The organism is Sodalis sp. RH15 (genome assembly GCF_047324255.1).
GTDB lineage: Bacteria > Pseudomonadota > Gammaproteobacteria > Enterobacterales > Enterobacteriaceae > Acerihabitans > Acerihabitans ligni.
In genome coordinates, this window is record NZ_CP178738.1 from 3,618,664 (window position 1) to 3,635,753 (window position 17,090).

18 protein-coding genes are annotated in these 17,090 nt (G+C 43.9%); 8 read left to right on the forward strand and 10 right to left on the reverse strand.

All coding sequences use genetic code 11. From position 1 onward, the window contains the following. Positions 1 to 62 precede the first annotated feature (62 nt). The gene (locus ACL2XO_RS16525; protein WP_413741063.1) at positions 63 to 305 is read left to right on the forward strand and encodes a DUF6429 family protein; all 243 of its coding nucleotides are present in this window, start codon (positions 63 to 65) and stop codon (positions 303 to 305) included. A 216-nt stretch (positions 306 to 521) separates the two neighbouring features. Here the strand turns inward: ACL2XO_RS16525 and ACL2XO_RS16530 are convergent, their stop codons facing one another. The 8 genes from ACL2XO_RS16530 to ACL2XO_RS16565 all read right to left on the reverse strand — a co-directional run bounded on the left by ACL2XO_RS16530 (position 522) and on the right by ACL2XO_RS16565 (position 9,254). Continuing rightward, positions 522 to 818: a hypothetical protein gene (locus ACL2XO_RS16530; protein ID WP_413741064.1), complete on the reverse strand. Its 297-nt coding sequence runs from the start codon at positions 816 to 818 to the stop codon at positions 522 to 524. Positions 819 to 945: 127 nt separating this feature from the next. After that, positions 946 to 1,821 carry an SDR family oxidoreductase gene (locus ACL2XO_RS16535; RefSeq protein ID WP_413741065.1) on the reverse strand — a complete coding sequence of 292 codons (876 nt, stop codon included), beginning with the start codon at positions 1,819 to 1,821 and terminating at the stop codon, positions 946 to 948. 78 nt (positions 1,822 to 1,899) lie between these two features. Continuing rightward, entirely contained in the window at positions 1,900 to 2,199 is a 300-nt protein-coding gene (locus ACL2XO_RS16540; RefSeq protein WP_132921306.1) for a hypothetical protein, read from the reverse strand. A 379-nt stretch (positions 2,200 to 2,578) separates the two neighbouring features. Continuing rightward, positions 2,579 to 3,100, reverse strand: coding sequence for a hypothetical protein (locus ACL2XO_RS16545; protein ID WP_413741066.1), 522 nt, complete (start codon positions 3,098 to 3,100; stop codon positions 2,579 to 2,581). Positions 3,101 to 4,069: 969 nt separating this feature from the next. Then, a complete protein-coding gene (locus ACL2XO_RS16550) occupies positions 4,070 to 4,336 on the reverse strand; it encodes a hypothetical protein (protein WP_413741067.1) in 267 nt (88 codons plus the stop codon). Beyond that, positions 4,333 to 6,444: a hypothetical protein gene (locus ACL2XO_RS16555; RefSeq protein ID WP_413741068.1), complete on the reverse strand. Its 2,112-nt coding sequence runs from the start codon at positions 6,442 to 6,444 to the stop codon at positions 4,333 to 4,335. Before ACL2XO_RS16555 ends, ACL2XO_RS16550 begins: the two co-directional genes overlap by 4 nt. Positions 6,445 to 7,225: 781 nt before the next feature. Further along, on the reverse strand, positions 7,226 to 7,435 hold the full coding sequence (locus ACL2XO_RS16560) for a hypothetical protein (protein WP_413741069.1): 210 nt from the start codon (positions 7,433 to 7,435) through the stop codon (positions 7,226 to 7,228). 145 nt (positions 7,436 to 7,580) lie between these two features. After that, on the reverse strand, positions 7,581 to 9,254 hold the full coding sequence (locus ACL2XO_RS16565) for a phage tailspike protein (RefSeq protein ID WP_413741070.1): 1,674 nt from the start codon (positions 9,252 to 9,254) through the stop codon (positions 7,581 to 7,583). Between the two features lie 352 nt (positions 9,255 to 9,606). Between ACL2XO_RS16565 and ACL2XO_RS16570 the strand changes: the two genes are divergently transcribed. Continuing rightward, positions 9,607 to 11,625: a hypothetical protein gene (locus ACL2XO_RS16570; RefSeq protein ID WP_413741071.1), complete on the forward strand. Its 2,019-nt coding sequence runs from the start codon at positions 9,607 to 9,609 to the stop codon at positions 11,623 to 11,625. 622 nt (positions 11,626 to 12,247) lie between these two features. Here the strand turns inward: ACL2XO_RS16570 and ACL2XO_RS16575 are convergent. Further along, positions 12,248 to 12,400 (reverse strand): hypothetical protein, encoded by a 153-nt coding sequence (locus ACL2XO_RS16575; protein WP_413741072.1) that lies wholly within the window; start codon positions 12,398 to 12,400, stop codon positions 12,248 to 12,250. A gap of 559 nt (positions 12,401 to 12,959) precedes the next feature. On the opposite strand from ACL2XO_RS16575, the gene istA reads away from it, so the two are divergent. Together istA and istB are read left to right on the forward strand one after the other, a co-directional pair. After that, positions 12,960 to 13,982: an IS21 family transposase gene (gene istA / locus ACL2XO_RS16580; protein ID WP_413741073.1), complete on the forward strand. Its 1,023-nt coding sequence runs from the start codon at positions 12,960 to 12,962 to the stop codon at positions 13,980 to 13,982. Further along, positions 13,979 to 14,761 carry an IS21-like element helper ATPase IstB gene (istB, locus tag ACL2XO_RS16585; RefSeq protein WP_413743074.1) on the forward strand — a complete coding sequence of 261 codons (783 nt, stop codon included), beginning with the start codon at positions 13,979 to 13,981 and terminating at the stop codon, positions 14,759 to 14,761. Before istA ends, istB begins: the two co-directional genes overlap by 4 nt. Positions 14,762 to 14,810: 49 nt before the next feature. Here the strand turns inward: istB and ACL2XO_RS16590 are convergent, their stop codons facing one another. Then, positions 14,811 to 14,963 (reverse strand): hypothetical protein, encoded by a 153-nt coding sequence (locus ACL2XO_RS16590; protein WP_413741074.1) that lies wholly within the window; start codon positions 14,961 to 14,963, stop codon positions 14,811 to 14,813. A 384-nt stretch (positions 14,964 to 15,347) separates the two neighbouring features. Here ACL2XO_RS16590 and ACL2XO_RS16595 point away from each other — a divergent pair, with 384 nt between their 5' ends. The 4 genes from ACL2XO_RS16595 (at position 15,348) to ACL2XO_RS16610 (ending at position 17,020) form a co-directional block, all read left to right on the forward strand. Next, entirely contained in the window at positions 15,348 to 15,485 is a 138-nt protein-coding gene (locus tag ACL2XO_RS16595; RefSeq protein WP_413741075.1) for a hypothetical protein, read from the forward strand. A gap of 153 nt (positions 15,486 to 15,638) precedes the next feature. Next, positions 15,639 to 15,848: a tyrosine-type recombinase/integrase gene (locus tag ACL2XO_RS16600; protein ID WP_413743075.1), complete on the forward strand. Its 210-nt coding sequence runs from the start codon at positions 15,639 to 15,641 to the stop codon at positions 15,846 to 15,848. Between the two features lie 492 nt (positions 15,849 to 16,340). Then, positions 16,341 to 16,610: a hypothetical protein gene (locus tag ACL2XO_RS16605; RefSeq protein ID WP_413741076.1), complete on the forward strand. Its 270-nt coding sequence runs from the start codon at positions 16,341 to 16,343 to the stop codon at positions 16,608 to 16,610. Continuing rightward, entirely contained in the window at positions 16,610 to 17,020 is a 411-nt protein-coding gene (locus ACL2XO_RS16610; protein WP_413741077.1) for a type II toxin-antitoxin system death-on-curing family toxin, read from the forward strand. Before ACL2XO_RS16605 ends, ACL2XO_RS16610 begins: the two co-directional genes overlap by 1 nt. Positions 17,021 to 17,090: the final 70 nt, after the last annotated feature.

Consider the following 17,090-nt stretch of genomic DNA (forward strand, 5'->3'; position numbering starts at 1 on the left):
TTATACCAGCCCACTCTCTGAGGGTTTGACCGCGCGGGCAGAAAAGCACAGGGGATAACGACATGAATATCAATACAAATGCCATTGATGAATCCGTTCTGGCACTGCTCTATCTTACGCTCCATGACTATGACCGGGCCTGGAAGGGCCATGACTGGGATGCAATGGACCGCCTCTACGAGCGAGGTTTTATCTGCAATCCCGCCAATAAGACAAAATCCGTTGTGTTTACCGAAGAGGGCTTGCATGAATCCAAGCGTCTTTTCGAACGCTATTTCGTGATTGCCGATAATAAAGGCGAATAAACGGAATTTTTCGTTTAGGCCTGCGCCGCGTCCCGCCAGAGTTTGCCCGAGTGGAGAAATGACGCAGGAAAGAATATCGTTCCCGCTCGGGATAGCTGAAGAATAAGCATTCAGCGCAAGGCAGTAAAATGCTCACCGCGACCGTATGACGGAGCCAGTTAGCGGCGAGCAAAAAAAATGTCTCAACCCTATAGAGGATAAGTGATCAAGGCATCATTATCCCGCCGACGAAACGTTAAGCTCCGAATGCGCCGCAATGCCCTGAATATGCCTTTTTTCAAAGCTTATCCGTTCCTCCGGGTGAAAGAAATCACCCGGTCGTTCATGATCGTCGGCATTTTCGACCGATGTAATAAAGCCTTGGTAAATGCCGTCGTGTATGGAAGAAATTCTAACGCTGATCCTGTATCTTTTTCGTGGTTCTCCTACAGGTTTTGATAGCAAAATCACATGGTCGTTGCGTCTGAAAACGCTGCCAATCGGCAGAGGTGCTTCCTGAAAGTTTTCACCCATGATTTCATTCTCCTGTTTCCCCAAAGTCCAGAAACAATATCATGAGCCATCACCTCGCAGACCTGCCGTAAATCGCAAAAGTCAGAATTGCCATGGACATAGCTTTGCTGATATTTGCCCCACCCCGCTATAACCAGCCGTCAGCCATTTCACGACAAAAATCCCGATAGCGCCGGGGAGAGTGGCCGAGCAATCGGGCAAAACGCTGGACGGTCATTGCGTCGGCAACAGCGCCATCCTGCTGATAGCGCTGCAACATAAGGCGCATATCATAAGCCAGCCAACCGGGCTGCCCGGCCTGCAGCATCTGCTGCTCAAAGAGATCGAGATCGTTGCCGGCGTAATGAATGTCTTTATTGAGCACCTGACTCCACAATTCCGCCACCCCCTGTCCCGTCAGCGCATCGGGGCCGACGCACTCATATATTTCATTCGGTGCCGGTTGTTGCTCGCCATGCCTGCTTATCAGCGCTTTGGCGGCGGCTTCGCCGATATCACGCACATCAACCATCGACAGGCCTTTTTCACCCACCGGCATGGCATATAATCCCTTATCCAGCAGGACTGTTCGCTGGCGCTTGTCATTCTGCATAAAATAGCCGGGCCGCAAAATGGTGGCGGGGATACCCGAGTGTTCGATCATGCGCTCCACCGTATACTTACTGGTAAAGTGCGGCACATCAACAAACGTGTCCGAGCGTATGACGGAAAAATAAACCAGCCCCTTGACGCCTTTTTCCCGGGCAACATTTACCGCCTGTATCGCCTGGGTCAGCTCATCAGGCGCATTGGATACCAGCAAGAACAGCGTATCCACACCGTCCATGGCGGCGCGCATGCTCTGTGGATCGGTGAGATCGCCTTTGACAGGGTCTATACCCGCAGGAAAAGAAGCACGTTCCGGAGTACGCGTCAGAGCCCGGATGTTGATTTGCTGTCCCGCCAGATTGTCCATAACCTGCCGACCTATGATGCCGGTACTGCCCGTTATCAATATCGTCATGTCGTTTCCCCCGCTACAGTTATTGGCATATGGATATCCCATAACTGTAGACGTTCACTCCCGGAGGCGGTGGCAATCTCAATCAATAGGCTTTACGGGCGGGTCAGATTGAAGAAGAAGATTTTCGATGTCATACCCTGCTTTTGATTTCAAAATCGCGAGAAGATACGTCTTGCCGTTGTAGACGAACCTTTCAACCTTGTAATATTTCCCGGCTTTTTTGCTTAATTTTTCAGCAATAGAAGGGGCAATAAACTCTATGAGCGGCTGTATCTGTGCTTTAATAAAAACTTCATTTTCTTCCTGTAGCTCTACATACCTTTCGCCGTGACGTTTTCCGCCAATCACCAGATAATCCACCCAAAGTTTCCCATTCATGACTGATTCCTTTTTTCATTTATTTATCCCAGTATATTTTAATCATAAGTTAACCATAGCGGTGGTTTGATTCGCACTTTCTCTGTCACAATTTGCGCAACTGCCATGAGCAGAGAATGGCACAGCGCCTTGTTTGTTAAAAACCCCCCTCCGGCGACCAAAGCAGAAGTACGCATCCCTCAGCTTACATCATGAAATCATTAAAAAGTTGTAGCAAAAAACTTTAACAGCATCTGAGAAACATGAGCTGGCGCGCTACGCCGCGACGGGACATCAGGACAGCGAACGGCGCGGATGACGAATTGTGGGTATCAGCCGAAGCCTGTTGCCTGACAGCCCGAACAAGGGATGGGCTGACCCCGGACCGTGAACATATCAGTCAGAATCTGAACTGTAGGCTCATGATAACAATACCAGGCAGAAGAAGACCTGACCTTACACTGATATAGCTATTCAAATCATATTTAACGCCATGATAAATATAGGGGGCAAAACCTATACCGGTCGCCCTTTTAACATCGTGGTAGAATCCATCATCTCCGCAATGCTCAAAGGGTTTGAATACAAATTCGCCTGCGTACGCGTATAACCCTTCAAAGCTCCAATTGTTGTACCTTACCCAATTTTTCCCCATACCCAACAATACGCATCGGTTGCTTTCACTGTTGACGAAAGTACCAGCCAAATAAAAATAATCTGAATTGTTATGCACTTTTTTTTCAATGGCAAACAGTTGGTTTTTAAAGTATTGATTGTCCCCCTCCTTCGGGGCATAAACGTGATACGCAAAGGATGCAGTATCTAATGAATAGAGATCCAAATCGTTCGCAAATGTTTGTGAAAAGTAAGACAACAGGCACATTAAACATATGAACTTTATCCATTGGGATTTACCAGACACTTTTACCCCCTATTCCAGAGACTGGTCTATGGCCTTTTATTTAATAAACAAAACTGCATTGTTACTTTTTTTAGTTCATGTCACGAAGAGAACCGCGCCCTCGATGTTGCTACGCCGACCGCGTAAAAAATATTAATATCAACATGTTACAAAATTTAGGTCAAACATGAAGGGAGCGCATCTTTGTCTTACTGCTTAACAATACTTTACAATATGATGTATTTAGATGTTTTTAAAGAAAAAATCAAGCCATCTGGATGCTGAGATAAAAAATAAGCGTTACTTTAGTGACAGGGTAAGCGGACAGCAGAACTTCAGCCGCGATGGGTCGGCTTAGCAATGGATCTGGCACTAGTTACCGGTCAACACCATGAGGATGTGACGACTAAGAAGTTTTCAGATACATCAGATGGGCGTCTGCACGCTGAGTAGGGTCAAACCGGGATGTTGCTTGCAATTCTCCTCGCCCTAACGCTGGATCATGTTTTAATTGACCGCATACAGGTTTTCGTGAATTTATGGTGTATTATCATTTACTCCCTTAAAAACCATTATAAATCAATAAATAAAAAAGACATAATATGATTCTTGTTTTCATTGCACCGTAGAATTAGATATATGTTTCATAGAGATACGTTTCAAATCCCCTTAAAAACACTTACTAACGCTTATCATTACATCCTTTACTTATCAAACGCTTATCAACTATTTCGGGATCGCTAGGAGAAAATTTCGGGATCCTTTTTTTACCGACCTAACTTTCTCGGATCATCACTAAACCCCGGCCTATACTAACCTCGTTTACTTCAGTTATACCTTTCCACTAAGACACGCCATGTGCGGCCAATTTGCTCAATTTGAAACGCGCGAAGAGGACTTTGAATTTTAAAACGCTAGTGTTGAAAAGGCGGACCCTTTTTCAGTTGATCACTGATTCGGGTCCAGCCACAACACATAGTTAGGGAAAAATCAATCAATACAATCTTTTATAGAGTTAAAAGATGGATAATCTATTTTATCTTTACCATTAGCTAATCGATAAGCATTTATTGAATCCACTAATTCATTATACCGCCAGGCCCTACCTAAAAAATCATCTGCAATAAATCCATCCGTTGAGTCCATTGCATGAGCTGCTATATAGAAATCAGTCATATCAAGCAATAATGCATCTTCGATAATTTTCTTATCAATTCCGTATCGAGTTGCTAAAGGATCTATAAAGTCTGTAATCATAAATACCATCCCCATACTTTTAGGCCTACGGCTACAGTATTACCGGTTACCGTTATTCGCGGCGAGTTGTTGGCACCCCAACTAACGCTCAATGAAACATTATTTACGACTTTTGTTATAGGTGCTACTTTTACAACATTGGCGTCAACATCATACACTTCTCCTTTAAGCATTTCGAAAATAGCTGTAGATGCCTGTGCCGCTGAGGCGTCGGCATTCGTTACATGAACCATTAACCGGAGATAACCATGCTTTGGTGATAACGAAGTTGCTCCCTGCGGCTGTATTCCGTCTATGCTTACATAGCCTCCCACAGTAATATTTTTAAATATATTGAAAAATAGAGTTGGACCATATATACCAAATACAGGGTCTATAAACCGTATATTACTAAAAATTTGCGGCGCTTGGCTGTAATCGACAGTATCTCTTTGTGTCATTTGTGAGATTACACCGAACGCAAGGGACTCAGCTGTCGTATTCGTGCCCAGAGGATTGTGTCGATAGGCAGCACGGCGTAAATCATTATTGCCAAGTTCAAAAACACAGCATGTTGAAAGTTTAACTGATTCGGTTCGATGGCCCTCAAGCAGCGTGTCGGTCTGATCGCCTGAGAGATGATATAGGGCTATCGAATTAAGGGATATATTGCCACTGATTTCACCTAGTTTTGAGTCGTAGACAGAAGTACCAAATTCCATATAACTACCATAGGTATTACCAGAGAAAAAATCCCCTTCTGATCTAAATCGTGCAAAACTGTTTAGACCAGATCCCCTTTGTGGCCTAGTAAATCTCCTCATTGTCTCGCAACCAGTTGCCCATGCTTTAATGTCAGTAATGTTTTCTGACCAAGCGATTAAGTTACTCAAGAGCAATCGATCGCCATTGGTTAAATTATAGACATTAAGACGTTCCAATGTCGTTCCTCCCATATCATCTAAGCGCACACCTGCCTGCAAACCGGCTTGCGCGATAGGGGTTGGATATATATTCAAATCAGAAATTAATAGGTTAGTCCAACTCGCACTCGAACCGCTCGCGTAGCATCTCAGAGCTGCTCCCCCAGTACGAATACGAACTCGATTAATGGTCATTATCAGCCCGTTGCCACCTTCAGCTTGGATGATAATGCGATGTGATGCTTGGGTTGCTATAAATTCAGCATGATAAATTCCGGGTCCCCGTTCACCACGTCGGAAAATAGCTGTTTGTGCCGACCCATCAGAATTAGCACAATAAATTCCTGTTAGCCCCGTTTGCGTGGTGTTATAGCCGCTGATAAAAAAATCGGCACTATATAACGTGCCCACGGTCAAACCAGTAAGGTAATAATAAGCAAACGGCGGGGCTGTTTGGGCAATTTGTGTAAATACTATATGATTGCTACTATCAATAGTTACACTAGGATCTAAAATCCAGCCGGTTGAAAAATTCGTAGTATCATAAAGGACTGTACCAAAGTCAGGAATTAAAGCGGCCCCTTCCCAGCGTAGGCCAAATCCAGATTTTTTATTACCTGCGTGATTATAATTAAGTTGGCTCGTAATTCGCCATTTTGCGCCGTGCCCTCCTCCTGACCATTGACAGCCTACTGATAAGTTAACTGCATCTAATGAAAACTGTACAGCACTAGTGTCATCAGCCACACCATCCCCAATGCCACCAAACATATAAGGATTTATTGTAGCATGGCTAAGCCATTCATAAAGATTTGTCTGCACCGCATTAGCTAAACCATTCAAATAGCCTAAATAAGCAGGACCGGTACCTGATGCTAAGTTTAGTGCCAGAGCCGCAGAATCATCGGCAACCCAAGCCCCCGAGCGGTAAACTTTATAAATATTATCCGTGGTGTTGAAATACTGATCCCCTTCCTTTGCCGTCTCAGGGTCAGTGTTGCTTGGAGCCACGATATGAGCTGTTCTGGTTTTATCTGCTGCAAATCGGTCTTCTACCGTACCAGACGTGGTTCCGACTAAGGTTCCGCCACTGGATGATGACAGTTCATTTGACAGAGTACCTATAGCGGCTGTCAATTCTTCTTGCGTTACTAGGTCATTATACTCTTCGGCAGTTGGGATCACGCCGGTAACTGATGTTGGCATAGCTTACCTCCAGATGGTGCTGTCGATGAAGGCAAGACCTCCCACAAAGAGAAGCCCTGCTTTGCAGTTATACACAAACTACTGTATATAATTACAGGCTATGCTTTCCGATATGATTTGTGAAGCATTGAAACAGCTGTTAAACGTAGATTATTGAGATCTGGATGAATTTAGCTGTTTAGGCATGATGAGCTCCTTTCCATTAGATTCCATTTTCTGCGGACGTTTGGGACACACCCTGGCCCTTTTTTTAACCCTCTCGCTAAGAGATTCTCTGATTTTCTTCCTACTCTTTTAGCCGGATCGCCCACAGGAAAGCCGTTGCGCAAGCACTTGAGGCAAATAACTGTCTTGACCAGAATCACATCCCGTCCAGCCTACTTGAAAAAATAGAGGAAACACCTGAATTCATAGTCGCAAAATGGCTGAAGCGATATTCTGTAATACTCGAGCGAAGGGAATTAAAACCCAACACGATGAAAGTGATGAAAAATCAGCTCATTACAATCAAAGAGGAATTCGGCAATATGGCTTTAGATCTGATAACTACTAGTCAAATAGGGTCGTCGTCGGTATGATCTGCAAGCGGTGTTATCACGCCTATGCTTATCGCGCTTGTCGGCACGGGGATGCCCAGACGGAAGTACACTGCCGGATAATTGCCGGTGCCTTGCGTCGCTGTAGTGCTACTTGTGACCTTCGGGTAGACGCCGTCAGTGTAATAGACTCGCCCATAATCATCGTTCGCCACAGGGCTGCGTATGGCATTAACGATACCGCTTCACGCGAACCAAATGTCATCCCGATAGTTGAAAATCGTTATAGGCGTGAACGAAAAGGCCTTGGCTTGTTTCGTGTCAGTTTTGATCGGCGAGATTACACCATGGCGAAAATGGCAATCCTGGGCAAAGACAGCGGCAGACTGAGGCAACATATGCGCAACCACGCGCGGAGTCTCCCCACTCATAGCGGTAATATCAATCGCGGCCATAGGGATTCACTTCAGAAGAGGGAATAAAAAAGCCGACCACGCTTTAAGCGCAAATCGGCATCTTAGGATAATGTAGTAAGCTTTAATTTTCGTCGAAACATATGTAAAAGGACCATTGAAACTTACAGGACCTCAATTCCCCGATTTAGCCCTGAAAAACATACCATGCGGCGCCACCATATAAAAGTGTATATTTGGTATAGGCTGCGACCGCTAATGAATAAGATGAAGCATTATTTATAGTTGAATCAGTAGACAAAAGAGTTATAGCACCGGATGAAATGTTAAATAATTCTATTTGGTGACCAGCCTGCACGTTTGTCTTTTTGGGAATAGTAATAGCTATTCCAGAGACCAACACAACGAGTGATGGTAGCAGTGAATTTAGTGAAATATCTGCCGAAATATTAGTGAGAAATTTAGGGAGTTTACGAACACGCCCAGCACCATCAATTCTGGCATTTGTATTGACTTCCGTGAGATCCGTTGTGCCAACATTATTACACCAGTTTATAGAGGCAACAATATTTTGTCCTCCAAACCTCAACCCAACTTGGCTACTTGAAGCGTCCTGAAATCCATTCCAAAAAGTACCGCTTGCTGATCCACTTGAAAAGAAGTTAGCATTTTTTGCAGAAACCGAGTCGAAACCATACAACCAATTTTGAGTTCCAGATGGATGTACATACACACCCGCAGTACCACCATATGTTGATTGGGAAAGCAACACAACATCAATCCCGTTAATATTGGTAGGGGAAGAAACTTTATTGTTTATAAGACCATATTCTGCGATTACAGCATTCGATGTTCTTGTCGTCGCCCCTATCGTCACATTTGCATTATGGGCCCAAATTTTTGTTAATGGGTTTAGGTATAAGCCAATTCCACTCGTTGGCGTTGATGCCACCGACGATGAAGCTTGCCACCATCCATCAGCAAGAGTAATTGTAGTAGAAGTGACGGACGAAATTATCCCCCACCAGGGTGTGGAATGATTGGTTAAGACAACCATTCCAACTTTTACATTAGCTGTATCGATACTAGTTGCTGTAAACCCCGTAGCAGAATAAACCGGTGAAGAAAAAATTTCCCATGAATTATAAGGCGTACTACTTGCATCAGAAAAACTCGCCACTCCATCAACTGACCCATAATTAGCTAATGCCTGTGTTGTTGATGCGCCGGCAACTTGCGGAAAAAAAGAAAGGTTTGAAGCATTTAATCTTGCTGATATTACACAATTATTTCGCCCAATACCGAAGCCGTTTTTACCAATATATATACCCCCATAATGCAATAAATCTTGGTCACCTGTTTGCTCGGCGATAATATTGGCATCATCAACAGAACTTTGTCCATACACAAAAGGATATGCCCCACCATAATCCGTTGATGTCAGCATGTGGTTGAGTGAGGAATAAACAGTTGAATACCTAAAGCCAACCAATTGTGCACCATTTTGCCCTGCTAGAGATACAGAAAGCTGGTCTGGGTCATATTTCAACACGTCAGGATAATAAAACTGCTGTACACCATTAGCATCCAAAACGGCCATTGATTGGCCTTCCATTGTCACGAACTTGGAAACAGATCCATTGTATTCAGGATAGCCCCCGGCCCCTATGCTGATAGGTTGACTCACAGCAGTTGTACTGCCGTCGTTGTTCTGGACATAGACCTGTATTTGATTAGCGGCCACGGTCGGATCGGTATTGATTTGGCCAATGTAAATCGATCCACCCGCTACCGCTGCAAAAGAGTTGGGTAAGGTGAAAAGCTGAGATGGAGCGGATACCACTACGTTAGGAATAGCCATAGCCTACCTCATTAAGATGCTGTCGAAGGGGCAAAGCACCCGTGAAAAGGATTTCAACTCTGCCATCATATACAAAATACTGTATATAATTACAGGCTATGCTTTTGAATAGGATTTGGGAAGCATTGAAATGGCAACTAAACGTAATAGATTGAGTTCACGATAAATTTGACCGCTTCGGTATGATGAACTTGTTTCCATTAGGTTCCATTTGCTGCGGACTTGGGCCATACCCTGACCATTTTTTAACCTTCTCGCTAAGACATACTCTGATTTTCTTCCTACTCAATCATATAAGCATCAAATGAGAATATCGTTAGATTTCCAAATGATTACTAAGTAAGGAAAAATCATGCCGGGTAATCCATTGCTAGATATCAATAATCTGTCCGATGTAAGCGACGCCGCAACGGCAAGAGATAACTTGGATGTATATAGCCAAGCTGAATCAGACGAACAACTCACGAACCAAGTCGGGCTACCTGTAGGAACAGTTTCACAAGCGATTAGCTATGTCACGCCTTCGATGTTCGACTCAATCCAAGATGCCGACAGCTATGCCATGGAGCATGGACTCGAACTCGTTTTCACGGCTGGAACATATACATTAACTGGTTATACAAACACTTCTGACCTGCCCGTTAGGTGGAGAGCTCAAGGTGAAGTGATCATAAATGTTCAAGGTTCACCGTTAGGTTTTAACTCAACAAGGAAACAAGTTACCTTAAATGGCAGCAGCTTACGTGATCAAAATGTTGTGACAATTTTAGACTCTTCAATCGTTTCAGTTGGTGCAATACTTTTGCTCAAAGCTGACGAGCGAGTGGAGACAAGGCGTTCAGACGAATATATTAAACGAAGTATAAAACGTGTTAAATCTATTGCGACAGGATCTGTAATTCTTGACAGTAATCTTTTTTTTGATCACTCCGCCACAGATACTTCGGTTAGTGCCTATGTATATAATACCCCAAGAAAAGTGTATCTCAAAGGTATCCATTTTCATGCAACAACGGGTGTTCAATATGCCTTGGCCTTCACTGGAATAGCAGATTGTGAAGGATTGATAAATTGCAAGTTCAGTTCCGATGACAATGCAACAATAGACGCATTTCATTGCCAGGAGTCATATAATATTTCGGCCTACAACATTGAACTAGTGAATGTTCGCTATGGCTGTAAAAATATTACAACAGCGAATTGTCGGACCGATAAAATTCGCGGAAATAATTGCCGACATCTTACATATTCAGCCGACTGGGCAGAAAACACTATATATAATGATATTATTGGGAGAGATAATATAGCGTCTGTAGATAGTCATAATGCTCTATTTACAACCATATCAAATGTATTTTCTGAAGGAGACAGCGAAATATCGAACAATAGAAGCTATGGGGGCACGATTGAAAATTGGAAAATACAAGTATCGACTTTCCCAACAGGAACTGAGGAACTGGGTCTATTAACCCTATCCAACCAGGTTTGGACTAATGGCACGAACGGGGTTGATTATAGAAATCGTTGGAAAAAAATAGGTGATGTAAAGATAAAAAATATAATCATAGAATCAAGTGATGGCAGCTTACCTTCAAACGGAATAGCTTTGTTAGTAACGGGAGGCAGGTTTTTGCAGGCTGATAATTTATTTATCGGGGATATTGACATAAGTCAAGGAGCACAGATAGGAGATCAGGGGGATAATTTTAAATACGTAGTACTGAATAAAACAAATATTAATTTCAATCAATCATATACTTCTTCTTTAACAAAAACATTAATAAGAATAGATAATGAAATATTACCAGATGGTAAGATAAATGCTTCTTTTTCCAATGGGATATTTAGTATATATCTACCATACGATGGAAAATATGGGGTTTTGAACAGGTCGGCACAAAGAACCGAAGGTGAGATACCCCTTAAAGATTACCTAACTTTCGCAAATCCTATGAGCATTACCTTGAACGTTTTTGATCATCCTAATCCATTTGGTCATGGCTCCGGACAAAAAGGAATAGTTATTGCTCATTTAAAAATTCTTGTTATTCAATCTATTACATCAGCCATCCGTTTTGATATGCTTTCTACTGAATTGGCTTGGAAGCATAATTTCGCAACAGATACTGCAAGTAATAAATTAAACATTACTAGCTTATATAATTTTCAAGGTCCTTCGTCACAAGCAGGAGATGGTTTATCTATAACATTAACTTCCACTCCTACAGTAATCGATCCTATACGCGACGGAACTGGGGTATTTTCCGATTTTGGCGTCAATATACCTTTGACGATATCAAATACTAACCCTTCATATATAGGAGATTTTAGAATTTTTTATGAGCTTGAATTGTTTGAGATGGATCAATAGAATTAATTATACATACAATATAGCGATATCTTTCGGGCCTATCCTGGCCCGATTTTTTAAGCACAACAGACCGGAGCAACTAAGGCCACTTATTTTTTAAGGGTCATCTAAAGTGATACTAGAGGTAGCAGAATCACCAGGATTTATATTAGACGGTCTATTCCAATGGCTCCCAAGGAGAGCATTCTCTGACGCATCCGGCTTCGGCCCATACTTATTAAGTGAATCGTCCGGCATAGTATTAGATGTTTCATTGGATGAATCATCAGGACTTGGTCTGACTGTGACGCCTTTATCGCTCAAAGTATATTCTATACCTGTATCATCTTGATAGGTGCTAGTCGATTTGCCGTTGCTATAATGGGTATCTTGCCAACCCTGGTCATTGGGAATGCTATTAGACGTGGTACCATCATCGTTTATGTAGTAAGAGCCCCCTGATTCATTCGGCTGACACTCGACTGCATAAGCTGATTGCAAATACGGTAATAACAAAAATTACTAATAATGCTTGCTTATTAATTTTCATTACCATTCATCCCAGTAACATCAGACAGTTTAATCGTACGTAATCAGGACGGAATGTTACAAATCAAGATAGTAAGCATAAGTAAGACTCCCTTTAATTTTGCTTGCGCGGTACCACCGAACGCTGCGGGTGATCAAATGGAAGGGATGCATTGCTGATGTAGGTTTGAGCAAGCAGCCCCTCTATTTTCTGAACAGAAACGAATTTGCTCTCCAGCGGCAATACCGAACGCGCCAATGCCAACATTGACCAACGCGGTTATTTTCATGTAATGCATTCCATGAGGTTAATGATAATTAATCCTCATAAGATATCGCTTTACCAATGGTATTCATTGGTGCACATCATAGATTTGCTTTTCAATCAGCCTTTTTATGTTCGTGCGCGCATTTTTTTGGCTTTGCTGGCTGGTAATGGCCCATCATGAAACAGTTCACTTGCCGCGTGCGGTCGTCTGCAACTCGATAATCTCGGGCATCCTTGCAAACTCCATATTGCAATGCCGGACGCGGTAGCTCAGAAAGTACGTACCGGGCTCATCGTTAACCAGGTCGTGTTGGCTTTCTGCCCATTCGTAGATGGCGTTCATAGCGTGATAACACTCATGGCTCAGATTATCGATATAGCCATCCAGATTAGCGACAACACCGATAAGCACTAGATTCAATCCATTGTCTTTCCATGATAGACATCGCCTCTTTCCTGTCGCCTTCTCTTGCTGTCGCCATCGGTGCAAAAGTGATCCACCCCAGCGGTTGAAATTTGATCCAGGGGTTAATCTGCTCTCCTCTGAACGGGAGAGCTTATGGTTACTTTTGAGACTGCTATGGAAATCAAGATCCTGCATAAGCAGGGAATGAGTGCCCGACACATTGCCAAAAAACTCGGTATTTCACGTAACACGGTGAAACGTTACCTTTCGGCTGATCCTGAGCCGCCGCGTTATTCCCCCAGGCCGAGGGCTTCTTCCGTTCTGGATGATTATCGCCAGTACATACAACAACGTATCCAGGATGCTCGTCCCTGGAAAATTCCTGCTACCGTGATTTATCGTGAGATTGTTGAGCATGGATACCAAGGCCGGATGACGGTGCTTCGGGAATTTATTCGCTCACTATCCCAAAACACGTTACCTGAACCTGTTATTCGTTTTGAAACCGAACCCGGCCAGCAAATGCAGGTGGACTGGGGAACCATGCGCAGCGGTAAATCACCTCTGTATGTGTTCGTCGCGGTGCTAGGGTTCAGCCGGATTTTGTATATCGAATTTACCGACAATATGCGCTATGAAACGCTGGAACTGTGCCATCGCAATACTTTTGCCTTTTTCGGCGGCGTTCCCCGGGAAGTGTTGTACGACAATATGAAAACCGTGGTTGTGGAACGGGACGCTTATCAACCTGGCCAGCATCGCTTTCATCCGTCGTTATGGCAGTTCGGTAAGGAAATGGGGTTCTCGCCTCGCTTATGCCGCCCCTTTCGGGCTAAGACCAAAGGGAAAGTTGAGCGAATGGTGGGATATACCCGCCACAGCTTCTATGTCCCGCTGATGACACGGCTCAAACCCGCCGATGTCCAACTTGATATTGAGACGGCCAACCGCTACGGCTTGCGTTGGTTATATGACGTTGCCAATCAGCGGAAACATGAAACTATCCAAGCTCGTCCTTGCGATCGGTGGCTGGAAGATCAACAGGCCATGCTGACGTTGCCGCTACTGCGGCAGAGTACAACCCCCTTGGTAGTGCAAAACACGGCAACCTTGGACTGTACTCCGCTTCATCATCCGCTGTCGGTCTATGATATGTTCTGTACAGGGGTGCTCTGATGGTCGAACTACAACAGCAACGGTTGATGGTACTTGCAGAGCAACTTCAGCTCGAAAGCCTAATCGGTGCAGCGCCGGCGTTATCCCAACAAGCGGCAATGCAGGAATGGACCTTCATGGACTTCCTGGAGCATCTGTTGCATGAAGAAAAACTGGCCCGACATCAACGTAAACAGGCGATGTATACAAGGATGGCAGCCTTCCCAGCGGTAAAAACCTTCGAAGAATATGACTTCACCTTCGCCACCGGTGCGCCACAAAAACAACTTCAATCGTTGCGATCACTGAGCTTTGTTGAACGTAATGAAAACATAGTGCTGTTGGGGCCATCCGGTGTTGGCAAAACACACCTTGCGATAGCGATGGGCTACGAAGCGGTGCGTACTGGCATCAAAGTCCGGTTCACTACGGCAGCCGATCTACTGCTTCAGCTTTTAACGGCTCAACGCCAAGGGAGGTATAAAAACACACTCCATCGGGGAGTAATGACGCCGAAGCTACTGATAATAGACGAGATAGGCTATCTGCCGTTCAACCAGGATGAGGCGAAACTGTTCTTCCAAGTGGTGGCTAAGCGTTATGAAAAAAGCGCAATGATCCTGACATCGAACCTCCCGTTCGGGCAATGGGATCAGACGTTCGCGGGAGATGCCGCGTTAACATCTGCCATGCTGGATCGGATATTACATCATTCACATGTTGTGCAGATCAAAGGAGAAAGCTATCGGCTGAAGCAAAAGAGGAAGGCTGGGGTGATCGCTAACGCGAAAACCGACTAAAAAGGTGGATCAATATTCAACCGTTGCTAATGAAAAAAATGGATCAGTTTTAAACCGTTATTGACACTTGCTCTGTAATTTGGCATATCTTTTCTTCGATTTTACCGACGATGACATAACATTCTACCTGCGATGTGTATGGGTAGGTATTGAAGAAACGAACCCCAGCGCGACGCAGCTTACCGTATTGAGTAGATGCCATGCGGCACTCCTTAATTATTGCGTGTTCATGCGCACATTCTTCTGTCATGGCCTGCGCAGCCACTATGAGCCTGTCATGGGCGGTATTCGCTGTTTGCTTAAATCCCCTCGCTCAGCAGATAAGAGAAGCTGCGTCATGGCTAACGAGGTACGCTTCCGACAACGCAGCGACATGAAACCGTAAGATTTTATTCAAGTAATGTAACTACATGAAATAAATGAACTAATCAGTAATTATTTAGTACTATTCGCATTGTGTATTACTTCTTGAGATGAATAATCAACATGACTTAATAAGGAGTAAATATGCGACGATTATTGATGATATTAAGTATCATGATGCTTAGTGTGGCCTTAAGCGGCTGTATTTGGTGGCCAGGGCCGGATGGTGGGGACGGTGGTGGTCCTGGTGGCGGTCAAATGGGTGGGCCTGGTGGTGGAGGCGGTGGCGGACCGGGTGGTGGTGGCCTTGGCGGCCATGGTTAATACATCACTCCATGCAAATACCAAATCACGTTGGTAAATTACTGTCAGAGCCCATCAGGAAAAGGTAATGGGCTCTTGCAGTGATTAAATGGTCGGCCGTAATGGCAGAATGTCGGTAGAATAATCCCTCTGACTTCCTCTTATATTCGGATGTTCGCTGCGGCGGCCGGGTCCGCTGACAGCGGATGGCCTGACACAGGCGTTTTCAGATGTCGGGGCTACGGGCGGGACCCAGTTCAGCACAAACCCACCTTCATTTCACGAAATAAGCAGTCTGGCCGGGCGACTTTATGAGATCGAATATGAGGCGGAATTTGCGCAAAAGTTGCTCGGACATAAGAACATGTCGATAACACAAAAGTATCTGGAAAACCGTGGTTCGGAGTACGTTTTCATTTAGACCGAATACAAGTTTGCGGGAATATTTCGGAAGTAACCAAAAAATATCGTTATAAATCAATGATAAAAAAAGACCGAATACTATTAACGTTGATAAAAAATACAATAAATACAATAAGTTAAATAGATTATATCAAAAAGTGTTTACAAAATGGCTACCGTAAATCATGACGGTGGCCGCCTTGCCTACACTCAACGGCAAATCAGCAAATAGGCGGTCAAATATCGCGGTTACCAACAGTGAAATGGTAGGCCTTGATGGCACGTCAATATCTTTTGCTCAGTTGGTTAGCACAGCTTAGGCTTAACCTTGGGTACCAGGCGGTCATGTCCCCTCAGTAAGGGCTACGGCAACGCATACTCGCCTTATCTTATTGATAAATATGTGATTAATAATGATAAGAAATTATGTTCCAGTACCCTACTCCCATAGCCGCATTTTCTCTTGATAGGCTGTATGCTATCATTGCGGGATACGATAAAGGAGGTGCCTATGAAATCAATATCCTATGAAGAATTTCAGCAAAACCTTCCCTACTGGCTGGCCTATCTACGCGATGGCGGGGAATTATCCGTCAAGCAGGCAGCGCAGAAAACTGTTAAACCGTCTGCTAATGACGCAAACTCTGGCCGAAGCAAAGACATTGCTCTTTCGTCTAATTCAGTCAGAGTTAGAGACAATAAAAAATTATCGTTTAAGGATGCCCTTGAGACCACAAGAACCCGGCATGCCAATACCATAAAGATCTTGGGTGATAAATAATGGATTTTGATTTCCTGACGCAAGAACAAGTGATTGAAATCCAATTATTAACGCTGCCACAATCAGGTCTACCGGATATCAATAAACTTGCCGGGGCGTTAAACCGCGTCGAGACATTACATTATTATGAAAATTGCGATGACGTCTTTAAATTGGCCGCCATGTATTTGATCGGCATCGCTAAAGCACATGCGTTTAATGATGCTAATAAAAGAACTGCATTCCAGGCAACATCCGTATTTCTGTTGATGAATGGCATTGAATTAAATGAATCACTTTATCTGGTCAAGCTGACTCTTTTCGCCGCTATGGATCAAGCCAATATAGAGGAAACGACCTTTGCTTTACGTTTGCTGTCTAATTATATGAATGAATCATTGGAAGAGAATATCGATTACTATGCCGAGTAGTTTTTCTTTGGTGCTATAGTTGATCATATAGTTCAGATAAAAAAAGCACTGCAGGTGTAAATTCATTTTG

Coding starts and splice junctions, on each gene's coding strand:
- ACL2XO_RS16525 (WP_413741063.1), top strand. CDS start 63: ATGAATATCAATACAAATGCCATTGATGAATCCGTTCTGGCACTGCTC.
- ACL2XO_RS16530 (WP_413741064.1), bottom strand. CDS start 818: ATGGGTGAAAACTTTCAGGAAGCACCTCTGCCGATTGGCAGCGTTTTC.
- ACL2XO_RS16535 (WP_413741065.1), bottom strand. CDS start 1,821: ATGACGATATTGATAACGGGCAGTACCGGCATCATAGGTCGGCAGGTT.
- ACL2XO_RS16540 (WP_132921306.1), bottom strand. CDS start 2,199: ATGAATGGGAAACTTTGGGTGGATTATCTGGTGATTGGCGGAAAACGT.
- ACL2XO_RS16550 (WP_413741067.1), bottom strand. CDS start 4,336: ATGATTACAGACTTTATAGATCCTTTAGCAACTCGATACGGAATTGAT.
- ACL2XO_RS16555 (WP_413741068.1), bottom strand. CDS start 6,444: ATGCCAACATCAGTTACCGGCGTGATCCCAACTGCCGAAGAGTATAAT.
- ACL2XO_RS16560 (WP_413741069.1), bottom strand. CDS start 7,435: ATGGCCGCGATTGATATTACCGCTATGAGTGGGGAGACTCCGCGCGTG.
- ACL2XO_RS16565 (WP_413741070.1), bottom strand. CDS start 9,254: ATGGCTATTCCTAACGTAGTGGTATCCGCTCCATCTCAGCTTTTCACC.
- ACL2XO_RS16570 (WP_413741071.1), top strand. CDS start 9,607: ATGCCGGGTAATCCATTGCTAGATATCAATAATCTGTCCGATGTAAGC.
- ACL2XO_RS16575 (WP_413741072.1), bottom strand. CDS start 12,400: ATGTTGGCATTGGCGCGTTCGGTATTGCCGCTGGAGAGCAAATTCGTT.
- istA (WP_413741073.1), top strand. CDS start 12,960: ATGGTTACTTTTGAGACTGCTATGGAAATCAAGATCCTGCATAAGCAG.
- ACL2XO_RS16590 (WP_413741074.1), bottom strand. CDS start 14,963: ATGGCATCTACTCAATACGGTAAGCTGCGTCGCGCTGGGGTTCGTTTC.
- ACL2XO_RS16595 (WP_413741075.1), top strand. CDS start 15,348: ATGGTGGGGACGGTGGTGGTCCTGGTGGCGGTCAAATGGGTGGGCCTG.
- ACL2XO_RS16605 (WP_413741076.1), top strand. CDS start 16,341: ATGAAATCAATATCCTATGAAGAATTTCAGCAAAACCTTCCCTACTGG.
- ACL2XO_RS16610 (WP_413741077.1), top strand. CDS start 16,610: ATGGATTTTGATTTCCTGACGCAAGAACAAGTGATTGAAATCCAATTA.